The sequence below is a fragment of the Mycobacterium sp. IS-1590 genome (assembly GCF_001500025.1).
In the GTDB taxonomy this organism is placed as follows: Bacteria; Actinomycetota; Actinomycetes; order Mycobacteriales; family Mycobacteriaceae; genus Mycobacterium.
This window is the reverse complement of the sequence record NZ_LQIW01000050.1, coordinates 1-25,826: the sequence shown is the minus strand read 5'-3', so window position 1 is coordinate 25,826 and position 25,826 is coordinate 1. Positions and strand designations below refer to the sequence as shown.

Below are 25,826 nucleotides of genomic sequence, written 5' to 3'. Positions count from 1 at the left end.
CTTACAGCGACTTGCCGACGAGCGCGACCAGGTCGACAAGCCGGTTGGAGTAACCCCACTCGTTGTCGTACCAGGACACGGTCTTGGCCTGGTTGTCGATCACCTTGGTCAGGCCGGCATCGAAGATCGAGCTGTGCGGATCGGTGACGATGTCGCTGGAGACGATCGGTGCGTCGTAGTACTTCAGGATGCCCTTGAGCGGACCGTCCGCGGCGGCCTTGAACGCCGCGTTGATCTCGTCGGCGGTGGCCGACTTGGACAGTTCGGCGGTCAGGTCGGTGCACGAACCCGTGGGGATCGGCACACGCAGCGCGTAGCCGTCGAGCTTGCCCTTCAGCTCGGGCAGCACCAGGCCGATCGCCTTGGCGGCGCCGGTGGAGGTCGGCACGATGTTCAGGGCGGCGGCGCGGGCGCGGCGCAGGTCCTTGTGCGGGCCGTCCTGCAGGTTCTGGTCCTGCGTGTAGGCGTGGACCGTCGTCATCAGGCCCTTGACGATGCCGAACTCGTCGTTGAGCACCTTGGCCAGCGGGCCGAGGCAGTTCGTGGTGCACGAGGCGTTGGAGATGATGTTCTGGCTGCCGTCGTACTTGTCGTCGTTGACGCCGAGGACGATCGTGATGTCCTCGTCGGTGGCAGGTGCGGAGATGATGACCTTCTTGGCGCCGGCGTCGAGGTGGCCCTGCGCCTTGTCCCGCTTGGTGAAGATGCCGGTCGATTCGACGACCACGTCGACACCGAGGTCGCCCCACGGCAGGGCCGACGGGCCCTCCTTGACCTCGAGCGCCTTGATCTTCTGATCGCCGATGACGATGGTGTCGTCGCCCTCGAGGCTGATCTCGGCGGGGAACCGGCCGAGGATCGAGTCGAACTTCAGCAGGTGCGCCAAGCTGGCGTTGTCGGTGAGGTCGTTGACGGCAACGATCTCGATGTCGGTGCTCTTGCCCTCGGCCTTCTGCGCGGCGAGCGCCCGGTAGAAGTTGCGCCCGATGCGGCCGAAGCCGTTAACGCCTACCCGGATGGTCACTGGTCTCTCCCTTAGTTGCCTCAACGTGTAGTGCTCGACCGCCAGCCTAGTGGTGTGATAGCGGCCACGTGCCACCTGGTCAGCCATGATCAGCCGGCATCGCCGACGAGGGACGCTCGGTGGGCGATTTCGTGACTTTGGTCCCTGCCGGCCAACAGCCGGCGGCCCGATACTCGGACCATGAAGGTCGATCATCAACTCGCCCCCGCGGCCGAGGATCGGCAGGCGGCAGCGGTGGAGCGTGCCGCTGAGCTCCGTGAACTCTCCCTCCGTCTGTCGGCAGGCGAGCAGGTCGACTCAGCTGATGTCGACCGCGCCGTGTTGCGCGCGCACGAAGCCCATGCCCGCGCGCGCACGGCGCATCTCGCCGCCGCCGAGCGCCACCGACTCGCGGCCGAGGCTCATGACCGTGCCGCCCAGGTGCACCGACGGGCGGCGGCCGAGGGTATCGGCGATGTCGCCACCCATCTGAGCGCCGTTGCGGTCCATGAAGCCGCCCGCGACGCCGACTATGCCGGCGCCGAATTGGCCCTGCGAATGGCGCGCAAGGAGTAGCTGAGGTCAGCGGTCACAGCGCCGCGAGACTCTGGTCGGCGTATGGGTTGCCGAGCCATTTCCGGCGAATCCGCTGAAGTGTGCCATCGGCTTCCAGCTCGGCTTGCGCGACGGTGAGCCGCCCGAGAAGCGTTTGATCATCGAGCGGGACGGCGATTGCGATGTCCTCGACGGTGATACCGCGCTGGACGACCTGCACGCCGGGAACGTCCCTGACCAGTTCGGTGAGCACCGGCGCGAGCTTCATCACGGCGTCGCAGTCGCCGGTGGAAAGGTCGGTCAACGCGTCGCGGATCGAGCCATAGTCGTAGAGGCGCACGGTGCCGGCCTTGCCCTCCGCGACGAGCCGTTCGGCGATCGGCTGGCTGGTGTTGCCCCGCTGCACGCCGAGGGTCAGGCCCTGCAGGTCGTCGATGGAGGTGACGCGCGGCAGCCGGCGGGTTTCGACGGCCAGCGCCTGACCGGAGATCACGTACGGCGGGAGGAATGTCGCCTTCCTCTCGCGCTCAGGTGTGACGGTGGTCCCGGCGGCGACACAGTCGTAGTCCGATCCCAGCGCGTCGAAGATGCCGTCGAAGTCGGCTCCGTCGTAGGACACGAATTCGACGGTCGCGCCGATCTTCTCGCCGAGCGCGTGCATCAGGTCGATGTCGAGGCCACCGTTGTCGGGCATCCCGTTGAAGGGCGGGTCGGGCTCCGCCACGCCGACTCTCAATGTCTCCATGGGTTCACCGTAGTTCTTGCAGCTGCGCACACGCCTGGTCGATCTGCTCATAGGCGTAGTTCGCAACCGCAGATGTCGTCATCGTTTCGCCGCGTTGGATCAGCGTTTCATATCTTCCGTCGCCCAGCACTTCTCGTAGATGTGCAACCGTGGCCTCGACTTCAGGAATCGTCACCGCCGTCATGGGGCCGTGCGCGAACCCGAGGAGCGTCGCGGACTCCTCGTACCTCCCACGTCGGTCCAGCAGAACGGCCAGATTGGCCAACGGCACACCAATCACGGCGATGTTCCCGGAGTCGCGGTAATTGCGGATGGCCAGTGCTATGCAGTCCAGGGCTGCCTGCGGGTCACCATGCTCGGCTTCCACGCGGCCCAGTGTCATCGCCAGAATCGATTCGTTCGCGCGGACTCCGTTCTCCTGCGCGATCTTCAGGCCGCGACGCAGCGCTCTCAGTGCCGCTGCGGGATCGGTGTCCCGCCACACGTATCCGTACGCCAGGAGCGCGTACGAAAACGCGTACGGATTCCGCTCTGTGTCGGGATTGTCGAGCAGGTCGGCCGTGACCGCCATGGCTTCTGTCGACCGGTTCGCGAGCGCGAGCGCCATGGCGAGGCTGGAGCTGACGAAGGAGCGCCTATCGCGACCCGAATCGAGTTCGGCACAGCACACGTCAACCCACAGGTCTGGGCGGCCGATCGACAGATAGGCACCACCGAGATTGCACTGGATGCTGGTGAAGGGCGCGTCCCAGCCGATATGATCGCGCAGCGCCGCATGGCCGGCTTCGCCGTAGCGCACGCCGTCGTCGATCCGTCCTGCGAAATAGCACAGCGACGCGATGACATACAGATACCCGAGGTACTGACTGCGGGCCGCCCTGGCCGATTCGAGGATTTCCTCCGCCCACGACGTCGGCTCGTAGTTCTCGACGCACATGCCGAGGAAGCCCGCGAAAGTAGTCAGGGCGGCAGCGGTCTGAATGTCCGCATGGTCGGCGGCCCAGCGGAAGGCGATGCGCAAGTCGGGCAGTTCTGTCATGAACCATCGGTAGGCCTCGCCTTGGCGCGGGCTGTCCCACAGATCCAGAACACTCGCCGATCGCCTCGCAAAATGCCGTGGGTGCGCGTTTCGAGCTTCCTCGGCGTGTCCGGTAGAGACTAGTTGTTCCTCGGCGAACTCGCGAATGGTCTCGAGCATGGAGAAGCGGGTCGGCACCACCGCGCGGTCGGCCGTGAGCAAGGACTTACGGACCAGCGAATCCAACACGTCGAGGATCGTGTACTCATCGGCTCCATCGCATTCGCCTACTGCACAGACACTTTTGAGGTCGAAGCCACCCGCGAACACTGAACAGCGTTCCAGCAGTCTCCTTTCCGAGTCTTCAAGCAAGTCATAAGACCACGCCACCGCGTTACGCAGGTTCTGGTGACGATCCATCCTTCGCCGCGACCCGACGAGTAACGCGAATCGGTGATCGAGACGGTCTCGAATTTCTTCGACACCCATGGACGAAGTCCGCGACGCAGCCAGTTCGATGGCCAGCGGCAGGCTGTCGAGACGCCGACAGACTTCTCGAATGACAGGCTCGTCGTCGAGCATCATGCCTGGCGCAACGTTATGGGCACGCTGGATGAACAGGTCGACCGCGGCCGCGAGTTCGAGCGATCGCACCGGCCACGTCTGCTCATCGCTCAGCGCCAGGCCTTCGCGGCTTGTGGCGAGCACCCTGACAGTCGTTGAGGCCCCGAGGATGGCCTCGATGAGATCTGCGGTCGCATCGAGTACGTGCTCGCAGTTGTCGAATACCAGCAGCCGCAGACGATCTTCGAGGGTGCTCGCGACCGACTCCGCCATGGTCTTGCCGGGTTGTTGGGTGACGCCGAGCACCGCAGCGACCGCATCGGGCACTGCGGCTTCGTCGTTGACGGCACTGAGTTCGAAAAGCCATACCCCATCGGGGAATTCGCTCGAAAGCTGCTGGGCGACCTCCAACGCCAGCCGTGTTTTTCCCACCCCTCCCACGCCGGTCAAGGTGACCAACCGTCGAGTCCGGACGGCGCTGGCGAGCTCCGCCAACTCGGCCTCGCGTCCGACCAATGGAGCGGGGACGCGGCGGAGGTTTCCCGATCCGGGGTCGAGCGTCCGAAGCGGTGGGAAGTAAGTGCGTAATCCGGGCGCGTGCAGCTGAAACAGCGTTACCGGGACAGAGACATCGCGTAACCGACGCGGACCCAGATCCACGAGCTCGACGCCCGCAAGAAGAACTGCCGTCGACTCGGCCACCAGGATCTGCCCACCATGCCCGGCCGCCATCACCCGGGCCGCGCGGTTGAGCACCGTGCCGAAGTAGTCGCCGTCACGAAGCTCCGCCTCTCCTGTCGCGACACCCATGCGCACCGACAAATTCAGCTCGCGCTGGGCGTCGACGGCAGCCGCCACGGCGGCGCTCGGCGACGCGAACGCGGCAGCAAGACCATCGCCGCTGTGGCTGAACACGAATCCGTCATTCGCCTCGATGGCGGACCGCAACACCTTGTCATGGCAAGCAAGCGCGACCCGCATGGCATCCGCGTCGGACTCCCACCGACGAGTGGAACCCTCGATGTCGGTGAACAGGAACGTCACGACTCCGGTGGGCGGGTCACCCGCGGACACAAGTGAAGTGTCGGCCGAGTGGCCGCTTGTCACACGCTTTTCGCCGAAATGCCCGCCGTATGGCGAATCGAGTTAGGCGTCCTCGAGCAGGTCCGGGGTGACGGCCGCCTCGGTGTCGGGAATGCCGTCTTGTTTGGCCTTGCGATCGGCCATCGACAGCAACCGCCGAATGCGGCCCGCCACAGCGTCCTTCGTCATCGGCGGATCGGCGAGCCGGCCCAACTCCTCCAACGACGCCTGCCGGTGCTCGACGCGCAACTTGCCGGCGGCGGCGAGATGGTCGGGCACCGTATCGCCGAGGATCTCCAGCGCGCGTTCCACGCGTGCGGCCGCGGCGACCGCCGCCCGGGCCGAGCGACGCAGGTTGGCGTCATCGAAGTTGGCCAGCCGATTGGCGGTGGCCCTGACCTCGCGCCGCATCCTGCGCTCTTCCCATGTCAGCCGGGTGTCCTGCGCCCCCATCCGCGTCAACAGCGCACCGATCGCCTCACCGTCGCGCACCACCACCCGGTCGGTACCGCGCACCTCGCGTGCTTTCGCGCTCACCCCCAGCCTGCGGGCGGCGCCGACAAGTGCCAGCGCGGCCTCCGGACCCGGACAGCTGACTTCCAACGCCGACGAGCGTCCCGGTTCGGTGAGCGATCCATGCGCCAGAAATGCTCCGCGCCAGGCTGCTTCGGCATCGGCCACGCTGCCGCCGACCACCTGTGCCGGCAGCCCACGCACCGGGCGGCCCCGCAGATCGAGCAGACCGGTCTGCCTGGCCAACGCCTCGCCGTCCTTGGCCACCCGCACCACATACCGGGTGCTCTTGCGGATCCCGCTGGCCGATACGACGTGCACCGTGGCGTTGTAGCCGTACAGGTCGTAGATGTCTTTGCGCAGCCGCCGGGCGATGATGCCGAGATCGACCTCCGCCTCGACGACCACACGACCCGAAACGATGTGCAGTCCGCCGGCGAACCGCAGCAGCGAGGCGACCTCAGCGCGCCGAGCACTGACCGAATTGACGATCAGCCGACTCAACTCATCCTTGACCTCGGCTGTCATCGCCACGGGTCGTCACCTCTCGGTCCATTCGCTGTCGACGTGGGCACTGCCGGCGCCGGAGCGGCGGCGCCGCGAAGACGCACACCTTCCAATGCCGCGGCCAAGCGCGCCGGGTCATGTAAAGGTGTACCAGGTCTGGATACGTCGGCAAACTGAACTTGAGCACGAAGGATGTTCGCGGTTCGACGCAGTTGCTCACGCTCACGCTCGCTGGGCACCCGGCTGGCGTCGACGATGATGTCGTGCACGCTGAAGTCGGGCGCATGCTGCGACAGCACGTGGATGTGTCGCTCGACCGAGAAGCCCGCCGTCTCCCCCGGTTCGGCCACCAGGTTGAGCACCAGAGCCCGCCGCGCCGCGGTCGCTTGTAGCGCAGCCGCGAGCTCGGGAACCAGCACATGCGGGATGACGCTGGTGAACCACGAGCCAGGGCCCAGCACCACCAGGTCCGCCGCCATGATCGCGTCCACGGCCTGTCGGGTGGCGGGCGGATCCCCGGGCAGCAGCCGCACGCGGCGGACCTTGCCCACGGTCGTCGCGATCGCCACCTGTCCGCGGATGACCCGGCTCATGCGGGGGTCGGATTCCAGACCCGCCACGTCGGCCTCGATGCCGAGCCCCATCGGGCACATCGGAAGCACGCGACCCTTCACGCCGAGGATGCGGCCGAGTTCGTCGAGCGCGGCGACCGGGTCGGCCAGCACCTCGCTGAGACCCGCGAGAAGTAGGTTGCCGATCGGATGTCCGGCCAACGCCCCGCTGCCACCGAACCGGTGCTGAATGATCGTCGCCCACAGTCGGCCATGTGGACTGTCAGATGCCAACGCGGCCAACGCCATTCGAAGGTCACCCGGAGGCACGACATCCAGCTCGTTGCGCAGTCGGCCCGAAGAGCCGCCGTCGTCGGCGACCGTGACGATGGCCGTCACGTGCGGTGTCAGCCTCCGCGCCGCCGACAAGGTCGCATAGAGCCCGTGTCCACCACCGAGTGCAACGATGCGCACCGCGGCGAGCCGCGAATCAGATGAAGTCATTCGCGACCCAGATCCCGATGCAACACCCGCACCGTCAGGTCATCACCGCCCTGAAGCTGCGCCGCCAATGCCTCGGCGATCGCCACGCTTCGATGTTTGCCGCCGGTGCATCCGATGGCGACGGTCATATATCGCTTCCCCTCGCGGCGGTATCCGTCGATGACTACGTCGAGCAGCCGATGATAGGTCTCCAGGAAGTCGCCCGCACCGGGTTGCCCGAGAACATAGTCGCGGACCGCGGGATGCTGACCGCTGTGCGGGCGCAGGTCGTCCACCCAGTGCGGGTTCGGCAGGAACCGGACGTCCATCACGGTGTCGGCGTCCATCGGCAACCCGTACTTGTAGCCGAACGACTCGACCGTGACATTCGTGTGCGCGACGGTCTCGCCACCAAAGGCGCGTTCGATGCTCTCGCGCAGCGCGGGCACCGACAGCGAGGAGGTGTCGATCACCAGATCGGCCGACGCACGCACCGGCGCCAACAGCGCGCGCTCGGCCGCAATACCTTCTGCCAGAGTCTGATTGCCCTGGAGCGGATGACTCCGTCGGTTCTGTTCGTAGCGGCGCACCAGGCTCTCGTCAGAAGCGTCCAGGAAGAGCACCCGCGGCGCGATGTTGCGGGTCGCGAGCTCGTTGCGGACCCAGTCCAGGTCTCCGGTGAAACCGCGCGAACGCACATCCATCACCACCGCCAGCTGGGTGATCCGCGAACCGGCCGCCAGCCCCAACTCGACCATCTGCGCGATCAGTTCCGGCGGAAGGTTGTCGGCGACGTACCACCCCAGATCTTCGAGCACCTTGGCCGCGGTGCCCCGGCCCGCGCCCGAGAGGCCGGTGACCAGAACCACGTCGATACCGGAGTCGGCGTTGGCCTCGTCGCGAAGCTCCTCGTGCATTCCCTGGTCCGTCATCCCGATACCCTGCTCTGATCATCGTCGACGGCCGGCTCGGGCGCGTCGCTTTCGGGCGGTACGCCGAGCGCGTCGAGCACGGCGCGGGCGGTGGCGACACCGATGCCGGGTACCGCGGTGATCTCCTCGATCGACGCCTCCTTCAACCGGGCCACCGAACCGAAGTGGGTGACCAGTGCTTTGCGGCGATGCTCACCGAGCCCTCGAACCGAGTCAAGCGCCGAAGCGGTCATCCGCTTGGAACGCTTGCTGCGGTGATAGGCGATGGCGAACCGGTGCGCCTCGTCACGGACGCGCTGCAGAAGGTAGAGGCCTTCACTGTTGCGCGGCATGATCAGCGGGTCGGGCTCCGACGGAACCCACACCTCCTCCAGGCGCTTGGCCAAGCCGATCACGGCCACGTCGGTGATACCCAGTTCGTCGAGCACCGCCTGTGCGGCGTTGACCTGTGGCGCACCACCGTCGACCACGAACAGATTGGGCGGGTAGGCGAACTTTCGCGACTTCCCCTCCGCAGAAAGCTCTGTCGGATGCTGCACGTCGTGCAGGTGACGGTAGAACCGGCGCCTGGTCACCTCCGCGATCGACGCGACGTCGTCGGAGCGGCCCTCGCCCGCGGCCTCACGGATCGCGTAGTGCCGGTAATCGGACTTGCGCGGTAAGCCGTCCTCGAAGACCACCAGCGAGGCCACCACATCGGTGCCCTGCACGTGGCTGATATCGATGCACTCGATACGCAACGGCGCCTCGGCCAGCCCCAATGCGTCCTGAATGCTCTGCAGCGCAGCGGTTCTCGCGGTAAAGTCACCGGCACGCTTGAGCTTGTGCTGGGTGAGCGCATCCTGCGCGTTGCGACGGACCGTCTCGGCGAGCGCGCGCTTGTCACCGCGCTGCGGCACGCGCAACGACACCCTAGAGCCGCGCAGCTGGCTGAGCCAGGCCGCCAATTCGTCGGAGTTGCCGGGCAGGCACGGAACCAGCACCTGGCGGGGTACGGGATTGGTCGCCTCGTCGCCGCCGCTGTCACTGGCGCCACCCAATTCGGCCTGATCGCCGTAGAACTGCGTCAGGAACTGTTCCACCAAGCGTTCCTGGCTTGATTCTCCGGGCTCCCCGGACTTTTCCACGATCCAGCCGCGCTGGCCGCGCACCCGGCCGCCGCGGACGTGGAAAACCTGCACCGCAGCTTCCAGTTCGTCGTCAGCGAATGCCACCACGTCGGCGTCGGTGCCGTCGCCGAACACCACCGCCTGTTTCTCCAGCGCCCGTTTGAGAGCGCCGATGTCGTCGCGCAGGCGAGCGGCCCTCTCGAAATCCAGTTCCTCGGCGGCCTGGTTCATCTGGTGTTCCAGGTCGCGGATCAACCGATCGGTTTTACCGGCGAGGAAGTCGCAGAAGTCGAGGACGATCTGGCGGTGCTCTTCGGCACTCACCCGACCGATGCAGGGAGCCGAACACTTGTCGATGTAGCCCAGCAAGCACGGCCGATCGATTTGCCTGTGGCGCTTGAACACTCCTGCCGAACACGTGCGGGCCGGAAAGACCCGCGTCAGGAGGTCGAGGGTTTCGCGGATCGCCCACGCATGCGAATAGGGTCCGAAGTACCGGACGCCCTTACGCCGCGCCCCGCGATACACCATCAGCCGCGGGTACTCCTCGTTGAGCGTGACCGCGAGCACCGGGTACGACTTGTCGTCTCGATACCTGATGTTGAATCGCGGATCGAACTCCTTGATCCAGTTGTATTCGAGCTGGAGCGCCTCGACTTCGGTGTTGACCACCGTCCACTCGACGCTGCCCGCCGACATCACCATCTGCCGGGTGCGCGGCGCCAGGTTGACGACGTCGGCGAAGTAGGAGTTCAGTCGGCTGCGCAGGCTCTTGGCTTTGCCGACGTAGATCACCCTGCCGTGCGGATCGCGGAATCGGTAGACGCCCGGTTCGACGGGGATCGACCCGGGAGCGGGTCGGTACGTCGATGGATCGGGCACGGAATCCAGGTTACTGCCGCGTTCCGACGGCCCCGATCCACTACCGTCGAGTGATGCGGATCTCGTCGCTGACCAAGGTGATGGCCCCGCTGACCGGGTTGGTGCTGGTGTTCGCCGGCTGCTCGACCGACGAGGGCGCCGAGCCCGAGGCCGCCGGACCGTGTGCGATCGTCGCGAACGGCACCCCGGTGGTCAAGACCACCGCCGCCCCCTCTCCCGGGTCGCCGCCGACCTCCCGCGACATCTCCGTCAATCCCGAGGTGGCCACGGGTTACCGCACCGACATGACGCCGGTGCGCACCAACAGCTATTCGGTGGCCACCGCGAATCCGCTGGCCACCCAGGCCGCGTGTGAGGTGCTCCGCGACGGCGGTACCGCGGCGGACGCGCTCGTCACCGCGCAGGCCGTTCTCGGCCTCGTCGAACCGCAGGCGTCCGGTCTCGGCGGCGGCGGCTTCCTGCTCTACTTCGACGCGGCCTCCGGTCAGGTCCAGGCCTACGACGGTCGCGAAATCGCGCCGGCCGCGGCCACGGAGAACTATCTGCGTTGGGTGTCGGAAACCGACCGCACGGAGCCCAAGCCGGACGCCAGGGCCTCGGGCCGCTCGATCGGTGTGCCCGGCATCGTCCGGATGCTGACCGAAGTGCACGCCGATCACGGCACGACGGGTTGGCGCGATCTGTTCGCTCCCGCAGTCAGGATGGCCGACGACGGCTTCGACATCAGCGCGAGGCTTGCGGCGGCCATCGATGACGCGGCACCCGAACTCAAGCGCGACCGCCAAGCCGCCGAATACTTCCTCAACGCCGATGGCAGCCCCAAGACCGAGGGCACCCGGCTGACCAACCCGGCGTACTCGAAGACGTTGGGAGTCATCGCAACCGACCCCGCGTCGTTCTACACCGGCGCCATCGCCCGCGACATCGTCGCCGCGGCGGCCGACGGATCCGGTGGGCGGACGCCGAGCCTGATGACCGTCGAAGACCTCGCGGGCTACACGGTCAAGGAACGCGATCCGCTGTGCAGGCCGTACCGCGGACGCGAGATCTGCGGGATGCCACCGCCGTCGTCCGGTGGCATCGCCGTCCTGGCGACGCTCGGCATTCTCGGACACTTCCCGATGGCCGATCACAAACCCTCCGACATCGACCTCAACGGCGGCCGACCGTCGGTCATGGGTGTACACCTGATATCCGAGGCCGAACGACTGGCGTACGCCGACCGCGACAAGTACGTCGCCGACACCGATTTCGTGCCGTTGCCGGGCGGCTCACCCGACACGCTCCTCGGCAGTGACTACCTCGCCGGGCGGGCGGCGCTGATCTCCGATCAACACAGCATGGGCACCGCGAAACCGGGCGAGTTCGGCCCGCCGAGCAGCCCCACACCACCCGTCCCCGAACACGGCACCAGCCAGGTCAGCATCGTCGACTCACAGGGCAACGCCGCGTCGTTGACCACCACGGTCGAATCGGCGTTCGGCTCGTTCCACATGGTCGACGGGTTCATCCTCAACAACCAGCTCACCGACTTCTCGGCCGAACCGACCGGCCCCGACGGTGCGCCGGTGGCCAACCGGGTCCAGCCGGGTAAGCGGCCGCGCAGCACGATGGCGCCCACGCTGATCTTCGACCAGGCACCGGGCCGGCCCGGAGCGCGAGGAGAGCTCTACGCGGTCCTGGGCTCGCCCGGCGGTGCGGTGATCATCCAGTTCGTGGCGAAAACCATTGTGGGAATGCTCGATTGGGGACTCGACCCGCAGCAGGCGGTGTCGATGGTCGACTTCGGCGCGGCCAACACGCCGAAGACCAACGTCGGCGGTGAGCATCCGGTCATCGACACCGCCGATGACGGCGACCCTGACGCACTCGTGCGGGGGCTGCGGGCACTCGGCCATCAGGTGGACCTGGCCGACCAGTCGAGCGGCCTGTCGGCGATCACCAGAGACGGCACCGGGCTCGTCGGTGGGGCGGATCCGCGCCGGGAAGGGTTGGTCATGGGCGACACGCGATGACCGAGCGTGTTGCCCGGCTCGGCGAAACCGACTGGCAGACATTCGCCGCGATGCGGTTGAGGGCGCTGGCCGACTCGCTGGGTGAGAGGGATCCCAGCTATCGGGACGAGGCGGCCTTCACCGCAGCGCAGTGGCGGCGGCGGTTGCGCGAACATGCGCAATTCGTCGCCTTCGACGGCGATCGTCCCGTCGGCATGATCGGGGCACAGCAGGAGAACCGCGAGACCGTGTATCTGTACTCGCTGTGGCTGGAACCCTCGGCGCGGGGCCATGGCCTGGCGCGGCGACTGGTCACCGCGGCCCTCGACTGGGCGCGCACCAGCAACGTGCACACGGTCCGGTTACGAGTGGCGACCGGCAACGCGGCGGCCCGTCAGGTGTACGAGAGCATCGGGTTCACGGTCGCAGCAGACCAATCCGCCTCCGAGCGCGACGAACTCGCGATGTCGCTCAGCGTGAGTTGAGGCCCTTGTAGCGCTCGAGGACGTCGCGGACGCGGTCCATCGCATCGACGGCGCGTTTCTTGTCGACGGCCTGGATCGCCATGATCGGGATGTACTCGTCGTCGGGCAGATCCACGCGCGCCCACCGCGCGCCCCGCGGGAAAGAGATGTTCACCACGTCCGACCACGGAATCGTCTTGTCGGTGAGAAGGTTCCGCACGGTCACACCGGCTGCGCCGACGCGAAGCCGGGGCCGGGCGAACATCAAGACCACCGCGGCGATGACCACCCCGAGCAGCGCGATCGCCACCTGGTCGGCGGTCCGGAAGATCACCCCTGTCGAGCTGATCTTCAGCAGCGCACCGACCGTCACATGCGCGGCGAGGATCAGCGCGGCGGCGGCATAAGCGAAATACGGTGCCAGGTGCGGGCGTATCTCGACATCCCAGTCGGTCATGAGCCCGAGCGAATGTCGCGCAACGTCAGCGCGGTCGACAACGCGGCGGCCGCGGCCTGCGCACCCTTGTCCTCAGACGACGACGGCAGCCCGGCCCGGTCGAGCGCCTGTTGCTCGGTGTTGGTCGTCAGCACGCCGTTGGCCACCGGCGTCGACGCATCCAGCGACACCCTGGTCAAGCCCTGCGTCACCGCGTCACACACATAGTCGAAATGGGGTGTCTGCCCGCGGATCACCACGCCCAACGCCACCACCGCGTCATGGTCGGCCGCCAGCGCCTGCGCCACAACGGGAATCTCGATGGCGCCCAGCACCCGCACCACCGTGGGATCAGCGACCCCCGCGCCGGCCGCGACCTTGAGTGCCCCCTCGAGCAGCGCGTCGCAGATGGTCTCGTGCCAGGTGCTCGCCACGACGGCAAGCCTGAGTCCCGATCCGTCGATGTCCGGAAGATCGGGAACGCCCGTACCGCTCACAGGGCTCCACCGAGATCGGTCGGCCGGCGGTCTCCGAGCAGGTACACGCCCTCGTCGTAGTCGGCCATGGTGGTGGCCTCGTGATAGGCGTCCAGACCGCTCAGATCGTGGCCCATCCGGTCCCGCTTGGTCATCAGGTAGCGGATGTTCTCTTTGTTCACCCGCACCGGCAGCGGCACCCGCTCGATGATGTGCAGCCCGTAGCCGTCGAGCCCGACGCGCTTGGCCGGGTTGTTGGTGAGCAGCCGCATGGACCGCACGCCCAGATCGACGAGGATCTGCGCTCCGATGCCGTAGTCCCGGGCGTCGGCGGGCAGGCCGAGCTTGAGGTTGGCGTCGACGGTGTCGTCACCGGCGTCCTGCAGTTGATAGGCCTGCAGCTTGTGCATGAGCCCGATGCCGCGACCCTCGTGGCCGCGCATGTACAGCACGATGCCGCGGCCCTCGCGGGCGACCATCGCCATCGCCGCGTCGAGCTGGGGACCGCAGTCGCAGCGCCGGGAGCCGAACACGTCACCGGTGAGGCATTCGGAGTGCACCCGCACCAACACGTCGTGGCCGTCGCTGGTCGGGCCTGCGACGTCACCCTTGACCAGCGCGACATGTTCGACGTCGTCGTAGATGCTGGTGTAGCCGACAGCGCGGAATTCGCCGTGGCGGGTCGGTATCCGGGCCTCGGCGATGCGCTCAATGTGCTTCTCGTGCTTGCGCCTCCACTCGATCAGATCGGCGATCGAGATCAACGCGAGGTCGTGTTCGTCGGCGAAGATGCGCAGCTCGTCCGTTTGCGCCATCGCGCCTTCGTCCTTCTGGCTGACGATTTCGCAGATCGCCCCGGCGGGCTGCAACCCGGCAAGGCGTGCCAGGTCGACGGCGGCCTCGGTATGGCCGGGGCGGCGCAGCACACCTCCGTCCTTGGCCCGCAGCGGCACGACGTGGCCCGGCTTGGTGAAATCGTCGGCGATGCTGGACGGATCCGCCAGCAGCCTCATCGTCGTCGCTCGGTCGGCGGCCGAGATGCCCGTTCCCACACCGGTCTTCGCGTCCACCGTGACGGTATAGGCGGTGCCGTGCTTGTCCTGGTTCACCGCGTACATCGGCAGCAGCCCCAGCTTGTCGCAGATCGCGCCGTCCAGCGGGACACAGAGGTAGCCCGAGGTGTAGCGGACCATGAAGGCGACGAGCTCCGGGGTCGCCTTTTCGGCGGCGAAGATGAGATCGCCCTCGTTCTCGCGATCCTCATCGTCGATCACGACGACGGCCTTGCCCGCGGCGATATCAGCCACCGCGCGCTCAACAGTGTCAAGCCTCGTCACCACATCAGTATGAACCACCGGGCTCAAAAACTTATTGCCAGGCCGCTGAGCTGGGCGTTTATCCTCACTTTCGGCGTTGGCGGCAGTGTGTGGAACCTCTGTGTATTTTCGGGTTTACTCCTCGGCCGAGTTGCCGGATGCCTACGCTACGTTTCCTGGTCACGCTCAAAGGGACTCATATGAACGCGTCACATCTCCCCGCCTCGAGGCTGCTGTCCGCCGCGTGCGCTGTGGCCGCCTCCGGTCTCTTCGTTGCCGTCGCCCCGACGGCGGCCGCCCAGCCGACCGACGTGGCTCCTCCGGGGCCCAGCACCACCGCTTCGGACGTGATCCCCGCGGTGGGCGTGCTCGAAGGTATGTGGCAGCAGTACGTGCCCCGAAACGTGGCCCCGCCCGACCAGATGGGGGCGGTCGACCGGTTCTTCAACGAATTCGTTCCGACCGCCACTCAGGTGAGCGACTTCTTCACCATCATCCAGCAGTTCCGCGGGCCCCTCGGCTACTAGGCGCCGAACAGGAGCGACCCCAAATCAGAAGCGGGTCAATCGTTTTGGGGGGAGAGCAGCCGCTCGACGTACTTCGCGATCACGTCCACCTCGAGATTGACCAGCGTGCCGACCTCGGCGCGGCCGAGCGTCGTGAGATCGAGCGTCGTGGGGATCAACGACACCTCGAACCAGTCGTGTCCGAGCCCGGACACCGTCAGCGAGACGCCGTCGACGGTGATGGAGCCCTTCTCCACCACATACCGTGACAGCGCAGTGGGAAGCGCGATGCGCACCACCACCCAGCGATCCGACGGTGTGCGTGCGATCACGTGACCGGTGCCGTCGACGTGGCCTTGGACGATGTGCCCGCCGAGCCGACTGTTCACCGCCGCCGCACGCTCGAGGTTGACCCGGCTGCCGACCGCGAGGCGGCCGAGGCTCGACCGGTTCAACGTCTCCCCGATCACGTCGGTGGTGAACGTCGCATCCGGCCCCACCTCCACGACGGTGAGGCAGACGCCGTTCACCGCGATCGAGTCACCGTGACGGGCATCCGATGTGACAACCGGCCCGCGGATGGCGAGCCGGGCGAAATCGCCGAGATCTTCCTTGCCGACGACCTCGCCGACCTCTTCGACGATTCCGGTGAACACGTCGCCAGACTATCGAGATCGCCGGACCCTCCGACGGTGCCCCGTTCGCCCTGGCAGCGCCCCGTGCGCCGAGTCGACGCGTTCGGACCCTTTACGATGCAGTCATGCCGACGCGCCTCCTGACGATCTTCGCCGCCCTCGTTGCCGCCATCGCCCTGCTGGCGGGTTGCTCCTCCAAATCGGAGGAGTCCACAAAGGACCTTCCCGACGGCGCCACCCTGCTCCAGCAGGCCAGCGAGACCACCAAGAAGCAGACGAGCGCCCACATGAAGCTCACGGTGGAAGGCACGATCGAGAAGCTGCCCATCGAGTTGCTCGAAGGTGACCTGAGCAATGCGCCTACGTTCACGGCCCAAGGCAAGGTCAACCTCGTGATGGGCGGCCAGCGTCTCGAGGGCGTGGAGTTCGTCGTCGTCGACGGTGACCTCTACGCCACGTTGACCCCGGGTGGCACGCTGTCGAACTTCGGTCCCGCCGTCGATATCTACGACGCCTCGCTCATCCTCGACCCCGAAACCGGGTTGGGCAACGTACTGGACAACTTCTCCGACCCGAAGGCGGAGGACCGCGAAACGGTCAACGGCGTGGAGACGGTACGAGTGACCGGGACCGTCAGTGCCGATGCAGTGAACAAGATCGCGCCGCAGCTCGGCGTGACCGGCCCGGTGCCCGGTACGGCCTGGATCGCCCAGGGTGGCGACCACGAGTTGGCCCAGGTCAGGTTGCAGCCCGACTCGGACAGCAGCGTCACCATGGCAATGTCGGAGTGGGGTAAGCCGGTGACGGTCACCAAACCGCCGGCAGCCTGATGGCGGTTTCAGCAGGAGCGACGAACACCGAAGCCGCACCTACGACGAAGTCGAACCGCCGGATCGCGATCAGCGCGGGCAGCCTCGCCGTGCTGCTCGGCGCGCTCGACACCTATGTCGTGGTCGCGATCATCACCGACATCATCGTCGACGTCGGCATACCGATCAATCAGCTGCAGCGGGTGACGCCGATCATCACCTGCTACCTGCTCGGCTACATCGCCGCGATGCCGTTGCTGGGTCGGGCATCCGACCGGTTCGGTCGCAAGTTCATCCTCCAGGTCAGCTTGGCCGGGTTTGCGGTCGGTTCGGTCGTCACCGCGATGTCTAATGACCTGCTTCCGATGGTGATCGGCCGCACCATCCAAGGTGTCGCCAGCGGCGCGCTGCTGCCGGTCACACTCGCGCTGGCCGCCGATTTGTGGGCCAGCCGCAACCGCGCGTCGGTCCTGGGCGGTATCGGTGCCGCACAGGAGTTGGGCAGCGTCCTGGGCCCTCTCTACGGCATCGCCGTCGTCGCGGTCCTGAACACATGGCGGGACGTCTTCTGGATCAACCTGCCCCTCGCCGCCGTCGCGATGGTGCTGATCCACTTCAGCCTGCCCGCCCGCCTCAAACCCGAGAATCCTGAACGGGTGGATGTCGTCGGCGGCGTTCTGCTGGCCGTAGCGCTGGGCCTAACGGTGATCGGGCTGTACAACCCCGCGCCCGACGGCCGCAAAATCCTGCCGAGCTACGGACTGCCAGTGCTTTTGGGTGCGGCGGTGGCATTGATCTTGTTCTTCGTTTGGGAGCGGTTCGCCCGCACGAGATTGATCGAGCCGGCGGGCGTTCACTTCCGGCCGTTCCTGGCGGCGCTGGGCGCTTCGCTGTGCGCAGGGGCGGCGTTGATGGTCACGCTCGTCAACATCGAACTGTTCGGCCAAGGTGTACTCGGCAAGAACCAGACCGACGCGGTGCTTTTGCTGCTGCGGTTCCTGATCGCACTGCCCATCGGCGCCGTGATCGGCGGGTGGGTCGCGACCAGGATCGGTGACCGAGTGGTCACATTCGTGGGTCTCATGATTGCCGCGGGGGGATATTGGCTGGTGTCGAATTGGGGGGCCGATGTACTGACCACCTACCACGATCTCGGCTTTGTCAGACTGCCCGTGCTCGACACCGACCTGGCCATCGCCGGCTTGGGTCTCGGCCTGGTGATCGGACCGCTTACCTCGGCGGCGCTCCGCGTGGTGCCCGCCGCCCAACACGGGATCGCTTCTGCGGCGGTGGTGGTTGCGCGCATGGTCGGCATGCTCATCGGCCTGGCTGGATTGACTGCCTGGGGGCTTTACCGGCTCAACCAGCACCTTCAGACCCTGCCGTTCCCGCCGGCCAACACGCTTGCCGAACGACTGGCCGCCGAGGCGACCCGCTACCGCGAGGCCTACGTGCTGCAATACGGCGACATCTTCCTGGTCACGGTGGTGGTCTGCGTCGTCGGCGCCCTCCTGGGCCTGCTGATCGGGGGCAAGCAGGAGCACGCCGACGAACCGGCGGAAGTGGCGGGGCAAACGACCGCGGATCGCGTCGACGGCGCCTAGCAGCGCTCGAGGCCGGGGCGCAGCAGCTGCGGCTCGGCCGGCTTGACCGGCACGGCCTGCTGGTCGACGGGTTGGGCGCGGAACGTGTCGCAGATCAACGCCTTGAGTGTCCGAGGATGCATCGGGCGATAGCTGAGCCAGTCCTGCAGTGCAGTCATGGGTCGTCCTTTGTTCGTGCTCACCAGCGCGCAAATCGTCGGTGAAAGCGCGATTTCGGCGGGCCAGAAACGGCCCACTCTGGTACGAGTGTACCGACGTGAACGGGCTGATTGACTCCTCGACGCGCGGGGTATGCGGGGCATCACACCTAACCTCAACGGAGAAATCTCATGGCAAGTTCACTGAATGGCAAGAAGATTGCGTTCCTGGTCGCTCCCGAAGGTGTCGAGCAGGTCGAGTTGACCGAGCCGTGGAAGGCCGTCGAGCAGGCCGGGGGCACCCCGGAACTGGTGTCGACGGAAGTCGGCAAAATCCAGGCGTTCAACCACCTGACCCCCGCCGACACTTTCGAGGCCGAGAAGGCCGCCGACTCGGTGTCAGCGTCCGACTATGCGGCGTTGGTACTGCCGGGCGGCGTCGCCAACCCCGACAACCTGCGTATGAACGCCGACGCGGTCGCGTTCGCGAAGAGCTTCTTCGATGCGGGTAAACCGGTCGCGGTGATCTGCCACGGGCCCTGGACGCTCATCGAGGCCGACGTGGTGCGGGGACGCACCCTGACGTCGTGGCCCAGCGTGAAGACCGACCTGGTGAATGCGGGAGCGAATTGGGTCGATGACGAGGTCGTCGAATGCTCGCGTGGGCCAAACACTTTGGTGTCCAGCCGCAAGCCCGATGACCTGCCCGCCTTCTGCAACACGTTGGTCAGCGCTTTCGCGAAGTAGCCGAAACCCGGCGCGCCGACCACCGCAGCCGGGGTAACGTCGCCGACATGCTCATCGCCGCGCTGCGCGACATGCAGTGGCGAAGGCGACGTTTCGCCATCGCGGTGCTATCCACGGCGATCATCTTCGGAATGACGCTGGTTCTCACGGGTTTGGCCAACGGATTCCAGACCGAGGCAGAGAGAACCGTCGATGGTCTCGGCGTCGACCAGTTCATCGTGAAGGCGGGCGCATCGGGCCCGTTCGTCGGGGCCACACCGTTCGCGCCTGTGGAATTGCGCCGCATCGCTGCCGCGCCCGGCGTCGATGCCGCCGCACCCCTGGCCTATGCCGGCGGCACGGCCACCCTCAACGGGGCGACGCGCAACATCGACATCTTCGGCGCGCCCGAGCGGGGGCCGGGTATGCCGGCCGTCGTCGAAGGGCGCGCGCCCGCGGGTCCCGACGAGGTCGCGGTATCGACGACGTTGGGCCGAGGGGTCGGCGACGAGGTCGAGATCGCCTCGCAGACGCTGCGTATCGTCGGCCTGGTGGAGAACTCGACCGCATTGGCGAACCTGCCCAATGTGTTTCTCACCACAGAGGGCGCACAGCAGTTGGTGTACGGCGGGGAGGGACTGGTCGCCTCGATCGGCGTGCGCGGTTCGCTCGAGCAGGCGCCGAATGGCTATCGGGTGGTCGACCGCGCCGGCGCGATCGAGGACCTGCTGCGCCCGCTGAAGGTGGCCGTCAACTCGATCACCATCGTCGCGATCCTGCTGTGGATTGTCGCGGCGCTGATCGTGGGCTCGGTCGTCTACCTGTCGGCGCTGGAACGGCTGCGCGACTTCGCCGTCTTCAAAGCGATTGGGGTGCCTACCCGTTCGGTGATGGCCGGGCTCGCCTTGCAGGCGGTAATCGTGGCGCTGCTGGCCGCGCTGGTCGGCGCCGGGCTGTCGCTGTTGCTCGGACCGCTGTTCCCCATGCAGGTGATCGTGCCCACCGAGGCCTTCGTCGCGCTGCCGGTTGTCGCGGTGGTGATCGGCCTCATCGCCAGCGCGGCGGGATTGCGTCGTGCGGTGTCAGTGGATCCCGCATTGGCATTCGGGGGGCCCTGAACCGATGGGCGATCTTTCGATCCAGAATCTCGTCGTCGAGTACACCAGCGGCGGGCACACCGTGCGCCCGATCGACGGTTTGAACCTCGACGTCGCGGCGGGTTCACTGGTGATCCTGATGGGTCCCAGCGGATGCGGGAAGACAACGCTGTTGTCGTGTCTCGGCGGGATCCTGCAACCCACCTCGGGTGCGATCAAGTTCGGTGACGTCGAGGTGACGTCGTTGAGCGCCAACGAGCTTGCGACATACCGGCGCGAGACGGTGGGATTCGTGTTCCAGGCCTTCAACCTGGTTCCCAGCCTCACCGCGGTCGAGAACGTGATGGTGCCGCTGCGCGCAAACGGCATGTCGCGCCGGGCTTCCCGGAAGCGGGCCGAACAGCTGCTGGCGCGGGTGGGGCTGCAGGACCGTCTCGACCACAGGCCGGGCGATCTCAGCGGCGGGCAACAGCAGCGGGTGGCGGTGGCGCGGGCGATCGCGCTCGATCCCCCGCTGATCCTTGCCGACGAGCCCACGGCACATCTGGATTTCATCCAGGTCGAAGAGGTACTGAAGCTGATTCGCGAGCTGGCCTCCGGCACCAGGATGGTGGTCGTCGCCACACACGACAGCCGAATCCTGCCGCTGGCGGATCGGGTCGTCGAAATGGTGCCGAACTTCGCCTCCGTCGACCGCCCGCCGCAGACGGTGGAGCTCGAAGCCGGTCAGGTGCTCTTCGAGCAGGGCACGATGGGCGACCTGATTTACATCGTGGACCGGGGTGAGATCGAGATCCTGCGCGAACTGTCCGGTGGCGGTGAGGAATTGCTGAAGTTGGCGGTCGAGGGCGACTACTTCGGTGAGATCGGACCGTTATTCCACCTGCCCCGGTCGGCGACGGCCAAGGCGCGTACCGATGCGACGGTCGTCGGCTACCCGGTTCAGGCGTTTCGGGAACGGCTGGGGATGGCCGGAGTGCGCGACCTCGTGGAGCACCGCCCGCTGAGCGGCGAATTAGACAAGGGCCCGCTGAGCGGCGAATCAGACGAGAGCCCGCTGAGCGGCGAATTGAACGAGGGCCCGCTGAGCGGCGAGGATGCCGCTACCCCGGAATGAGGCTCAGCAGAACGTCGGGGCCGATGGGCTCGATCGTGTCGAAGCGCCATCGCTGGGCGTGCGCGATGCTCAGCACACCGACATCGTCCACCGCCGTTATCGGGCCGCCGAGAAGGATGGGCGCGACGTAGGCCAGGATCCGGTTGATGACGCCGGCGCGTAAGAATGCGCCGGCCAACGTCGGCCCCCCCTCGAGCAGCACATCGGTCCGGTCGGACAGCGCCTTGATCACTTCGTGGGGATCACGGGTTCGGATCACCATCGTGCGCGAATCGTCGTTGAGAACCCTTGCCTCTTGCGAGATCTCACGCTCCCCGACCACAACGCGCAAGGGTTGACGGGCGGCGAGGGTGCCGTCGGGTAGTCGCGCCGTCAGCACCGGATCGTCAACGAAGACGGTACCGGTCCCGACCACGATCGCGTCGGCGACGGCGCGCCTGCGGTGTACGTCCGCGCGAGCGGCTTCGCTGGTGATCCACTGGCTGCTGCCGTCGGCGGCCGCGCTTCGACCGTCCACACTGGTCGCGAATTTCCATGTCACATGCGGTGATCCGGTGCGCTGTTTGTGCAGCCACTCGCGCAGCGGGCCGCCCGCCACCGCGTCGGCGAGTACACCCGCGGTCACGGCCACACCTTCCTCGGCGAGCCGCGCGGCCCCACCCGCGGCGATCGGATTCGGATCGACGACCGCATAGGCGACCGCCGAAACACCCGCCGCCACAAGCGCGTCCACGCAGGGCGGTGTGCGGCCGTGGTGGTTGCACGGCTCGAGCGTCACGACGGCGGTACCACCGGCGGCTCGGGTACCCGCCCTGCGCAGCGCGACCACCTCGGCGTGCGGTCCGCCGGGCGGCTCCGTCGCCCCCACACCGGCCACCTCGCCGTCGCGATCCAGGATGACCGCTCCGACGGGCGGATTGGGGTAGGTCGTGCCCTTGACCTTCTCGGCCTGTTGGACCGCCAGCCGCATCGCGGCTTCGAAATTCATGCCCGCAGATGTTTGGAGGCCGCGGCGGCCTGCCTGCGCAACGACTCCACCGCGGCGGCGGGGTCCTCTGCGCTGTAGACGGCCGAGCCCGCGACAAAGCAGTCCACCCCCGCCTCGGCCGCCTGCTCGATGGTGTCGGCGTTGATGCCGCCGTCGATCTCGACGACGATCGTCAACTCGCCCGCGTCCACGAGCCGCCGGGCGGTGCCGACCTTCACCAGCACTTCCGGGATGAACTTCTGGCCACCGAATCCCGGCTCCACCGACATGATCAGCAGCGTGTCGAACTCGGGCAGGATCTCCAGGTACGGCTCCAGCGGGGTGCCCGGCTTGACCGAGAGCCCCGCCTTGGCGCCCGCCGCCCGGATGTCTCGCGCCACACCGACCGGGTTGTCGGTGGCCTCGGCGTGGAACGTGACGTTGTAGGCGCCCGCTTCGGCGTACGGCGGCGCCCATCGATCCGGGTTCTCGATCATCAGGTGGCAGTCCATCGGGATGTCGGTCACCTTCAGCAGTGACTCGACGACCGGCTGTCCGATGGTCAGGTTCGGGACGAAGTGGTTGTCCATCACGTCGACGTGCAGCCAGTCGGCACCGCGCACGGCCTCGGCTTCGTCGGCGAGCCTGGCGAAGTCGGCGGCCAGGATCGACGGCGCGATCAGGGGTCCAGCCATGGGCCTACCCTACTTTGAGCGCGGCGGCGAACATCGCATCGGTGCCGTGGCGGTGCGGCCACAACTGCACGTGGTGCCGATCGCCGAGATTGTCCGCAGGCGCGAAAAGGGGCCGGGTGTCCAGCGCCGTGACGGGGTGTCGGCGCAGCGCGTCGGAGACGACGCCCACGGTTTCGGCCAAATGCGGCGAACAGGTCGCGTAGAGCACAACGCCGCCCGGACGTGTCAGCCGGATCGCCGACGCCAAGAGTTCCCGCTGCAGCTTCGCCAACGGCGGCACGTCGCCGGGGCTGCGCCGCCACCGGGCCTCGGGCCGGCGCCGCAGTGCACCGAGGCCCGTACAGGGCGCGTCCACGAGCACCCGGTCGAAGCCGGGTTCCACGCCCGGGTCGCGTCCGTCGACGCGCAGCACGTCCACCGGCAGACCGCGGGTGTTCTGTTCGACGAGATCGGCGCGCGCCGGTGCGGGCTCCACCGCGGTGACGCGGGCGCCGTCGGGGGCCAACGCGGCCAGCAGGGCGGTCTTGCCGCCGGGGCCCGAGCACAAGTCCAGCCAGCGACCGCCGTCGGCGCCGTCGATCTCGGCCACCGTCAGCGCCCGCGCGACGAGTTGGCTGCCTTCGTCCTGCACCAGCGCGACGCCCTCGCGCACCGCCTGCACCCTGCCCGGGTCACCGCCGGCGAGGTACACCGCGTAGGGCGAATACCTGCCCACCGTGCCGTCGACCTGCGCAGCCAACTCCTGCGCGGTCAACGCGCCGGGGCGGACGGCCAGGTGCACCGCGGGTCGGGCGTCGTCGCTGGCGAGCAGCGCGTCGAGTTCGCCGGCGTCGGCGCCCAGCGCGTCGGCGAAGGACTGCGCGATCCAGCGTGGGTGCGCGTGCACGAACGCCGAATGACCGATGGGGTCGGTCGCCGCGTCGGGGGCCAGTTCGGCGACCCAGTGCTGTTCGTCGCGCGAGGCAACCGTGCGCAACACCCCATTGACGAAACCCGCACGGGCCGAATCGAACTCGATACCGGCCTGCTCCACGGTGGTGGACACCGCGGCGTGTTGTTCGACCCGGGTGCGCAGCAGTTGGTAGGTGCCGAGCCGCAGCAGGTCGAGCAGGACGGGGTCGATTCTGTCGGTCGGGCGGCCCGCGACGTGACTGATGACCGCGTCCAGCAATCCCTTGGTACGGCAGGCGCCGTATGCGAGTTCGGTGGCGAAGGCCGCATCACGACCGCTGATGCCGCGTTCCCGCAACAGCGCCGGCAGGGCGAGGTTGGCGTAGGCGTCCTTTTCCGAGACGGCGCGCAATACGTCGAACGCGACGCTGCGAGCCGGGTCCAGCGGCTTGCGTCGTTGCGGACGGTTGCTGCGGGGCTTGGTCATTCGGCTCGTGCCGAGTCGTCGAGGCGAGCGCCGCGGGCCCAGTCGGCCGCGTTCATGAGCTTCTTACCCGGTGGCTGGATCAGCCCGAGCAGCACCGGGTCCGACGCGGTGCCGATGCGCACGCCGTCGCGGCTGACGCGGATCGCGCCGGGCGCCAGGGCTTCTGACGCCCCGTCGACGGTGACGGGACCGACTTTGAGGCGAAGGTCGCCGATCATCGTCCACGCGCCGGGATTGGGTGTGACGGCGCGGATCCGCCGTTCGACGACATGGGCGGGCAGATCCCAGCGCACGCGAGCCTCGTCGACGGTGATCTTGGGAGCGATCGTCACTCCCTCCGATGGCTGCGGTACCGCAGAAAGCGTGCCGTCGGCGATCCCGTCGAGCGTGCGCTCGAGCAGCTCGGCACCCGAAATGGACAGTCGCTCCAGGAGATCACCGGCCGTATCCGTCGGCCGAATGGATTCGGTGACGACGCCGTAGACGGGACCGGAGTCGAGGGCGGGTTCGATGAGGAACGTCGTCGCGCCGGTCACGGTGTCCCCTGCGGCGATCGCGGCCTGCACCGGCGCGGCTCCGCGCCAGGCGGGTAGCACCGAGAAGTGCAGGTTCACCCAGCCGTGTTCGGGCACGGCAAGCAGTCGCTCGCTGAGCAGGGCGCCGTAGGCGACCACCGCGCAGCATTCCGGCGCCAGCTCGGTCAGTTGGGCGACGAACTCGTCGGCGTTCGGCTTCGATGGCCGCAGCAGCGGGATGTCGTGTTCGAGCGCCAGCCGCGCGACCGGTGACGGTGAAGGTTTTCCCCGCCGACCCGATGCCGCATCGGGGCGGGTCAGCACCGCGATGACGTCGTGGCGTGGCGATTCGATGAGACGGCGCAGCGCAGGCAGGGCGGGTTCCGGCGTGCCGGCGAAGACGATGCGCACCGCGCCAGTCTAGAGACGGCAGCGGTGACGGCGTCCGGGTGCTCAGCGCGGGGTCTGGTAGTACTCGCGTTCGGACACCCCGGTCATCGGTGCGACGAACATCCACGGAATCGTGGTGATCAACCGGTTCAGGGTCGCGACCGAGTCGTTGTAGTACTGGCGCGCGAACGCGAGCTTGTTCTCGCTGTCGGTGAGGTTCTCCTGCAGATTGAGGAAGTTGTTCGACGAGTTCAGCTGCGGATAGTTCTGACCGAGCGCCAACAGCGGGGCCAGCGCGGTGTCGAGCTGTTTCTCGGCGGCGCTTCGTTGTGCCACCGACGTGCCGGTGGTGGCGGAGGTCAGCGCGGCACGTGCGTTGGTGACGTGGTCGAGGATGCCCTTCTCGTGCGCGGCGAAGGTCTGCACGGTGTGCACGAGGCTCGGGATCAGCGACGCGCGCCGCGTGAGCTCGACGTCGATTCCGCTGAGCGCCTCGGCAACGCGGACGTCGGCCGAACGCAGCTTGTTGTAGCCGACCACGAAGACGATGAACGCCAGCACCGCCAGCACCAGTGCGATCGTCAGTAGCAGCGTCACCATGAGCCGCCTCCTCCCCCTC

General features: G+C 67.3%; 25 protein-coding genes and 1 pseudogene. 9 read left to right on the top strand and 17 right to left on the bottom strand.

The window, feature by feature from the left end:
• Position 1 precedes the first annotated feature (1 nt).
• Complete coding sequence (gene gap, locus AU197_RS23680) at positions 2 to 1,024, bottom strand: type I glyceraldehyde-3-phosphate dehydrogenase (protein WP_064406061.1); 1,023 nt, start codon at positions 1,022 to 1,024, stop codon at positions 2 to 4.
• Between the two features lie 180 nt (positions 1,025 to 1,204).
• On the opposite strand from gap, the gene AU197_RS23675 reads away from it, so the two are divergent.
• On the top strand, positions 1,205 to 1,579 hold the full coding sequence (locus AU197_RS23675; protein ID WP_064406059.1) for a hypothetical protein: 375 nt from the start codon (positions 1,205 to 1,207) through the stop codon (positions 1,577 to 1,579).
• Positions 1,580 to 1,592: 13 nt separating this feature from the next.
• On the opposite strand, the gene AU197_RS23670 is transcribed toward AU197_RS23675, so the two are convergent.
• The 6 genes from AU197_RS23670 to uvrC form a co-directional block, all read right to left on the bottom strand.
• The gene (locus AU197_RS23670) at positions 1,593 to 2,303 is read right to left on the bottom strand and encodes an ABC transporter substrate-binding protein (protein ID WP_064406384.1); all 711 of its coding nucleotides are present in this window, start codon (positions 2,301 to 2,303) and stop codon (positions 1,593 to 1,595) included.
• A 4-nt stretch (positions 2,304 to 2,307) separates the two neighbouring features.
• Complete coding sequence (locus AU197_RS23665; protein WP_064406382.1) at positions 2,308 to 4,929, bottom strand: adenylate/guanylate cyclase domain-containing protein; 2,622 nt, start codon at positions 4,927 to 4,929, stop codon at positions 2,308 to 2,310.
• A gap of 102 nt (positions 4,930 to 5,031) precedes the next feature.
• On the bottom strand, positions 5,032 to 6,009 hold the full coding sequence (whiA, locus tag AU197_RS23660) for a DNA-binding protein WhiA (protein WP_110765852.1): 978 nt from the start codon (positions 6,007 to 6,009) through the stop codon (positions 5,032 to 5,034).
• Positions 6,006 to 7,043 (bottom strand): uridine diphosphate-N-acetylglucosamine-binding protein YvcK, encoded by a 1,038-nt coding sequence (gene yvcK / locus AU197_RS23655; RefSeq protein ID WP_064406055.1) that lies wholly within the window; start codon positions 7,041 to 7,043, stop codon positions 6,006 to 6,008. The genes whiA and yvcK overlap by 4 nt, the downstream gene beginning before the upstream one ends.
• On the bottom strand, positions 7,040 to 7,939 hold the full coding sequence (gene rapZ, locus AU197_RS23650) for an RNase adapter RapZ (RefSeq protein ID WP_197415645.1): 900 nt from the start codon (positions 7,937 to 7,939) through the stop codon (positions 7,040 to 7,042). The genes yvcK and rapZ overlap by 4 nt, the downstream gene beginning before the upstream one ends.
• A gap of 11 nt (positions 7,940 to 7,950) precedes the next feature.
• Positions 7,951 to 9,945 carry an excinuclease ABC subunit UvrC gene (uvrC, locus tag AU197_RS23645; protein ID WP_064406051.1) on the bottom strand — a complete coding sequence of 665 codons (1,995 nt, stop codon included), beginning with the start codon at positions 9,943 to 9,945 and terminating at the stop codon, positions 7,951 to 7,953.
• Positions 9,946 to 9,998: 53 nt separating this feature from the next.
• Here uvrC and AU197_RS23640 point away from each other — a divergent pair, with 53 nt between their 5' ends.
• Together AU197_RS23640 and AU197_RS23635 are read left to right on the top strand one after the other, a co-directional pair.
• Entirely contained in the window at positions 9,999 to 11,960 is a 1,962-nt protein-coding gene (locus AU197_RS23640) for a gamma-glutamyltransferase family protein (RefSeq protein ID WP_231745179.1), read from the top strand.
• On the top strand, positions 11,957 to 12,424 hold the full coding sequence (locus AU197_RS23635) for a GNAT family N-acetyltransferase (protein WP_064406050.1): 468 nt from the start codon (positions 11,957 to 11,959) through the stop codon (positions 12,422 to 12,424). The genes AU197_RS23640 and AU197_RS23635 overlap by 4 nt, the downstream gene beginning before the upstream one ends.
• Here the strand turns inward: AU197_RS23635 and AU197_RS23630 are convergent.
• From AU197_RS23630 to AU197_RS23620, 3 genes are read right to left on the bottom strand one after another with little or no spacing between them, the layout of a single operon-like run.
• Positions 12,411 to 12,860, bottom strand: a complete 450-nt coding sequence (locus AU197_RS23630) for a PH domain-containing protein (protein ID WP_064406049.1) — start codon at positions 12,858 to 12,860, stop codon at positions 12,411 to 12,413. The two genes, AU197_RS23635 and AU197_RS23630, sit on opposite strands and share 14 nt — an antisense overlap.
• Positions 12,857 to 13,336: a 6,7-dimethyl-8-ribityllumazine synthase gene (ribH, locus tag AU197_RS23625; protein WP_064406047.1), complete on the bottom strand. Its 480-nt coding sequence runs from the start codon at positions 13,334 to 13,336 to the stop codon at positions 12,857 to 12,859. Before ribH ends, AU197_RS23630 begins: the two co-directional genes overlap by 4 nt.
• Positions 13,333 to 14,652 (bottom strand): bifunctional 3,4-dihydroxy-2-butanone-4-phosphate synthase/GTP cyclohydrolase II, encoded by a 1,320-nt coding sequence (locus AU197_RS23620; RefSeq protein WP_064406378.1) that lies wholly within the window; start codon positions 14,650 to 14,652, stop codon positions 13,333 to 13,335. Before AU197_RS23620 ends, ribH begins: the two co-directional genes overlap by 4 nt.
• Before the next feature lie 179 nt (positions 14,653 to 14,831).
• Between AU197_RS23620 and AU197_RS23615 the strand changes: the two genes are divergently transcribed.
• Complete coding sequence (locus AU197_RS23615; protein ID WP_064406045.1) at positions 14,832 to 15,158, top strand: hypothetical protein; 327 nt, start codon at positions 14,832 to 14,834, stop codon at positions 15,156 to 15,158.
• 35 nt (positions 15,159 to 15,193) lie between these two features.
• Here AU197_RS23615 and AU197_RS23610 read toward each other — a convergent pair whose 3' ends face one another.
• Entirely contained in the window at positions 15,194 to 15,793 is a 600-nt protein-coding gene (locus AU197_RS23610; protein ID WP_064406043.1) for a riboflavin synthase, read from the bottom strand.
• Positions 15,794 to 15,897: 104 nt separating this feature from the next.
• On the opposite strand from AU197_RS23610, the gene AU197_RS23605 reads away from it, so the two are divergent.
• A complete protein-coding gene (locus tag AU197_RS23605) occupies positions 15,898 to 16,602 on the top strand; it encodes an LppX_LprAFG lipoprotein (RefSeq protein ID WP_064406040.1) in 705 nt (234 codons plus the stop codon).
• Positions 16,602 to 18,185, top strand: a complete 1,584-nt coding sequence (locus tag AU197_RS23600) for an MFS transporter (protein WP_064406038.1) — start codon at positions 16,602 to 16,604, stop codon at positions 18,183 to 18,185. Before AU197_RS23605 ends, AU197_RS23600 begins: the two co-directional genes overlap by 1 nt.
• On the opposite strand, the gene AU197_RS26535 is transcribed toward AU197_RS23600, so the two are convergent.
• Entirely contained in the window at positions 18,182 to 18,343 is a 162-nt protein-coding gene (locus AU197_RS26535; protein ID WP_197415640.1) for a hypothetical protein, read from the bottom strand. The genes AU197_RS23600 and AU197_RS26535 overlap by 4 nt on opposite strands.
• 171 nt (positions 18,344 to 18,514) lie before the next feature.
• Between AU197_RS26535 and AU197_RS23590 the strand changes: the two genes are divergently transcribed.
• The 3 genes and pseudogenes from AU197_RS23590 to AU197_RS23580 form a co-directional block, all read left to right on the top strand.
• Complete coding sequence (locus tag AU197_RS23590; RefSeq protein ID WP_174523814.1) at positions 18,515 to 19,069, top strand: type 1 glutamine amidotransferase domain-containing protein; 555 nt, start codon at positions 18,515 to 18,517, stop codon at positions 19,067 to 19,069.
• A gap of 47 nt (positions 19,070 to 19,116) precedes the next feature.
• A complete protein-coding gene (locus AU197_RS23585; RefSeq protein WP_064406034.1) occupies positions 19,117 to 20,166 on the top strand; it encodes an ABC transporter permease in 1,050 nt (349 codons plus the stop codon).
• A 4-nt stretch (positions 20,167 to 20,170) separates the two neighbouring features.
• Positions 20,171 to 21,160: pseudogene (locus tag AU197_RS23580) on the top strand (ABC transporter ATP-binding protein); the annotation flags it as partial.
• 88 nt (positions 21,161 to 21,248) lie between these two features.
• Here AU197_RS23580 and ribD read toward each other — a convergent pair.
• The 5 genes from ribD to AU197_RS23555 are packed head-to-tail and all read right to left on the bottom strand — an operon-like array spanning position 21,249 to position 25,807.
• Positions 21,249 to 22,250, bottom strand: coding sequence for a bifunctional diaminohydroxyphosphoribosylaminopyrimidine deaminase/5-amino-6-(5-phosphoribosylamino)uracil reductase RibD (gene ribD, locus AU197_RS23575; protein WP_064406032.1), 1,002 nt, complete (start codon positions 22,248 to 22,250; stop codon positions 21,249 to 21,251).
• Positions 22,247 to 22,924 (bottom strand): ribulose-phosphate 3-epimerase, encoded by a 678-nt coding sequence (gene rpe, locus AU197_RS23570; protein WP_064406030.1) that lies wholly within the window; start codon positions 22,922 to 22,924, stop codon positions 22,247 to 22,249. Before rpe ends, ribD begins: the two co-directional genes overlap by 4 nt.
• Positions 22,925 to 22,928: 4 nt before the next feature.
• Positions 22,929 to 24,302, bottom strand: a complete 1,374-nt coding sequence (locus AU197_RS23565) for an RsmB/NOP family class I SAM-dependent RNA methyltransferase (RefSeq protein WP_064406028.1) — start codon at positions 24,300 to 24,302, stop codon at positions 22,929 to 22,931.
• On the bottom strand, positions 24,299 to 25,228 hold the full coding sequence (gene fmt / locus AU197_RS23560) for a methionyl-tRNA formyltransferase (RefSeq protein WP_064406026.1): 930 nt from the start codon (positions 25,226 to 25,228) through the stop codon (positions 24,299 to 24,301). The genes AU197_RS23565 and fmt overlap by 4 nt, the downstream gene beginning before the upstream one ends.
• Positions 25,229 to 25,270: 42 nt before the next feature.
• Positions 25,271 to 25,807 carry a LemA family protein gene (locus AU197_RS23555; RefSeq protein WP_064348342.1) on the bottom strand — a complete coding sequence of 179 codons (537 nt, stop codon included), beginning with the start codon at positions 25,805 to 25,807 and terminating at the stop codon, positions 25,271 to 25,273.
• Positions 25,808 to 25,826: the final 19 nt, after the last annotated feature.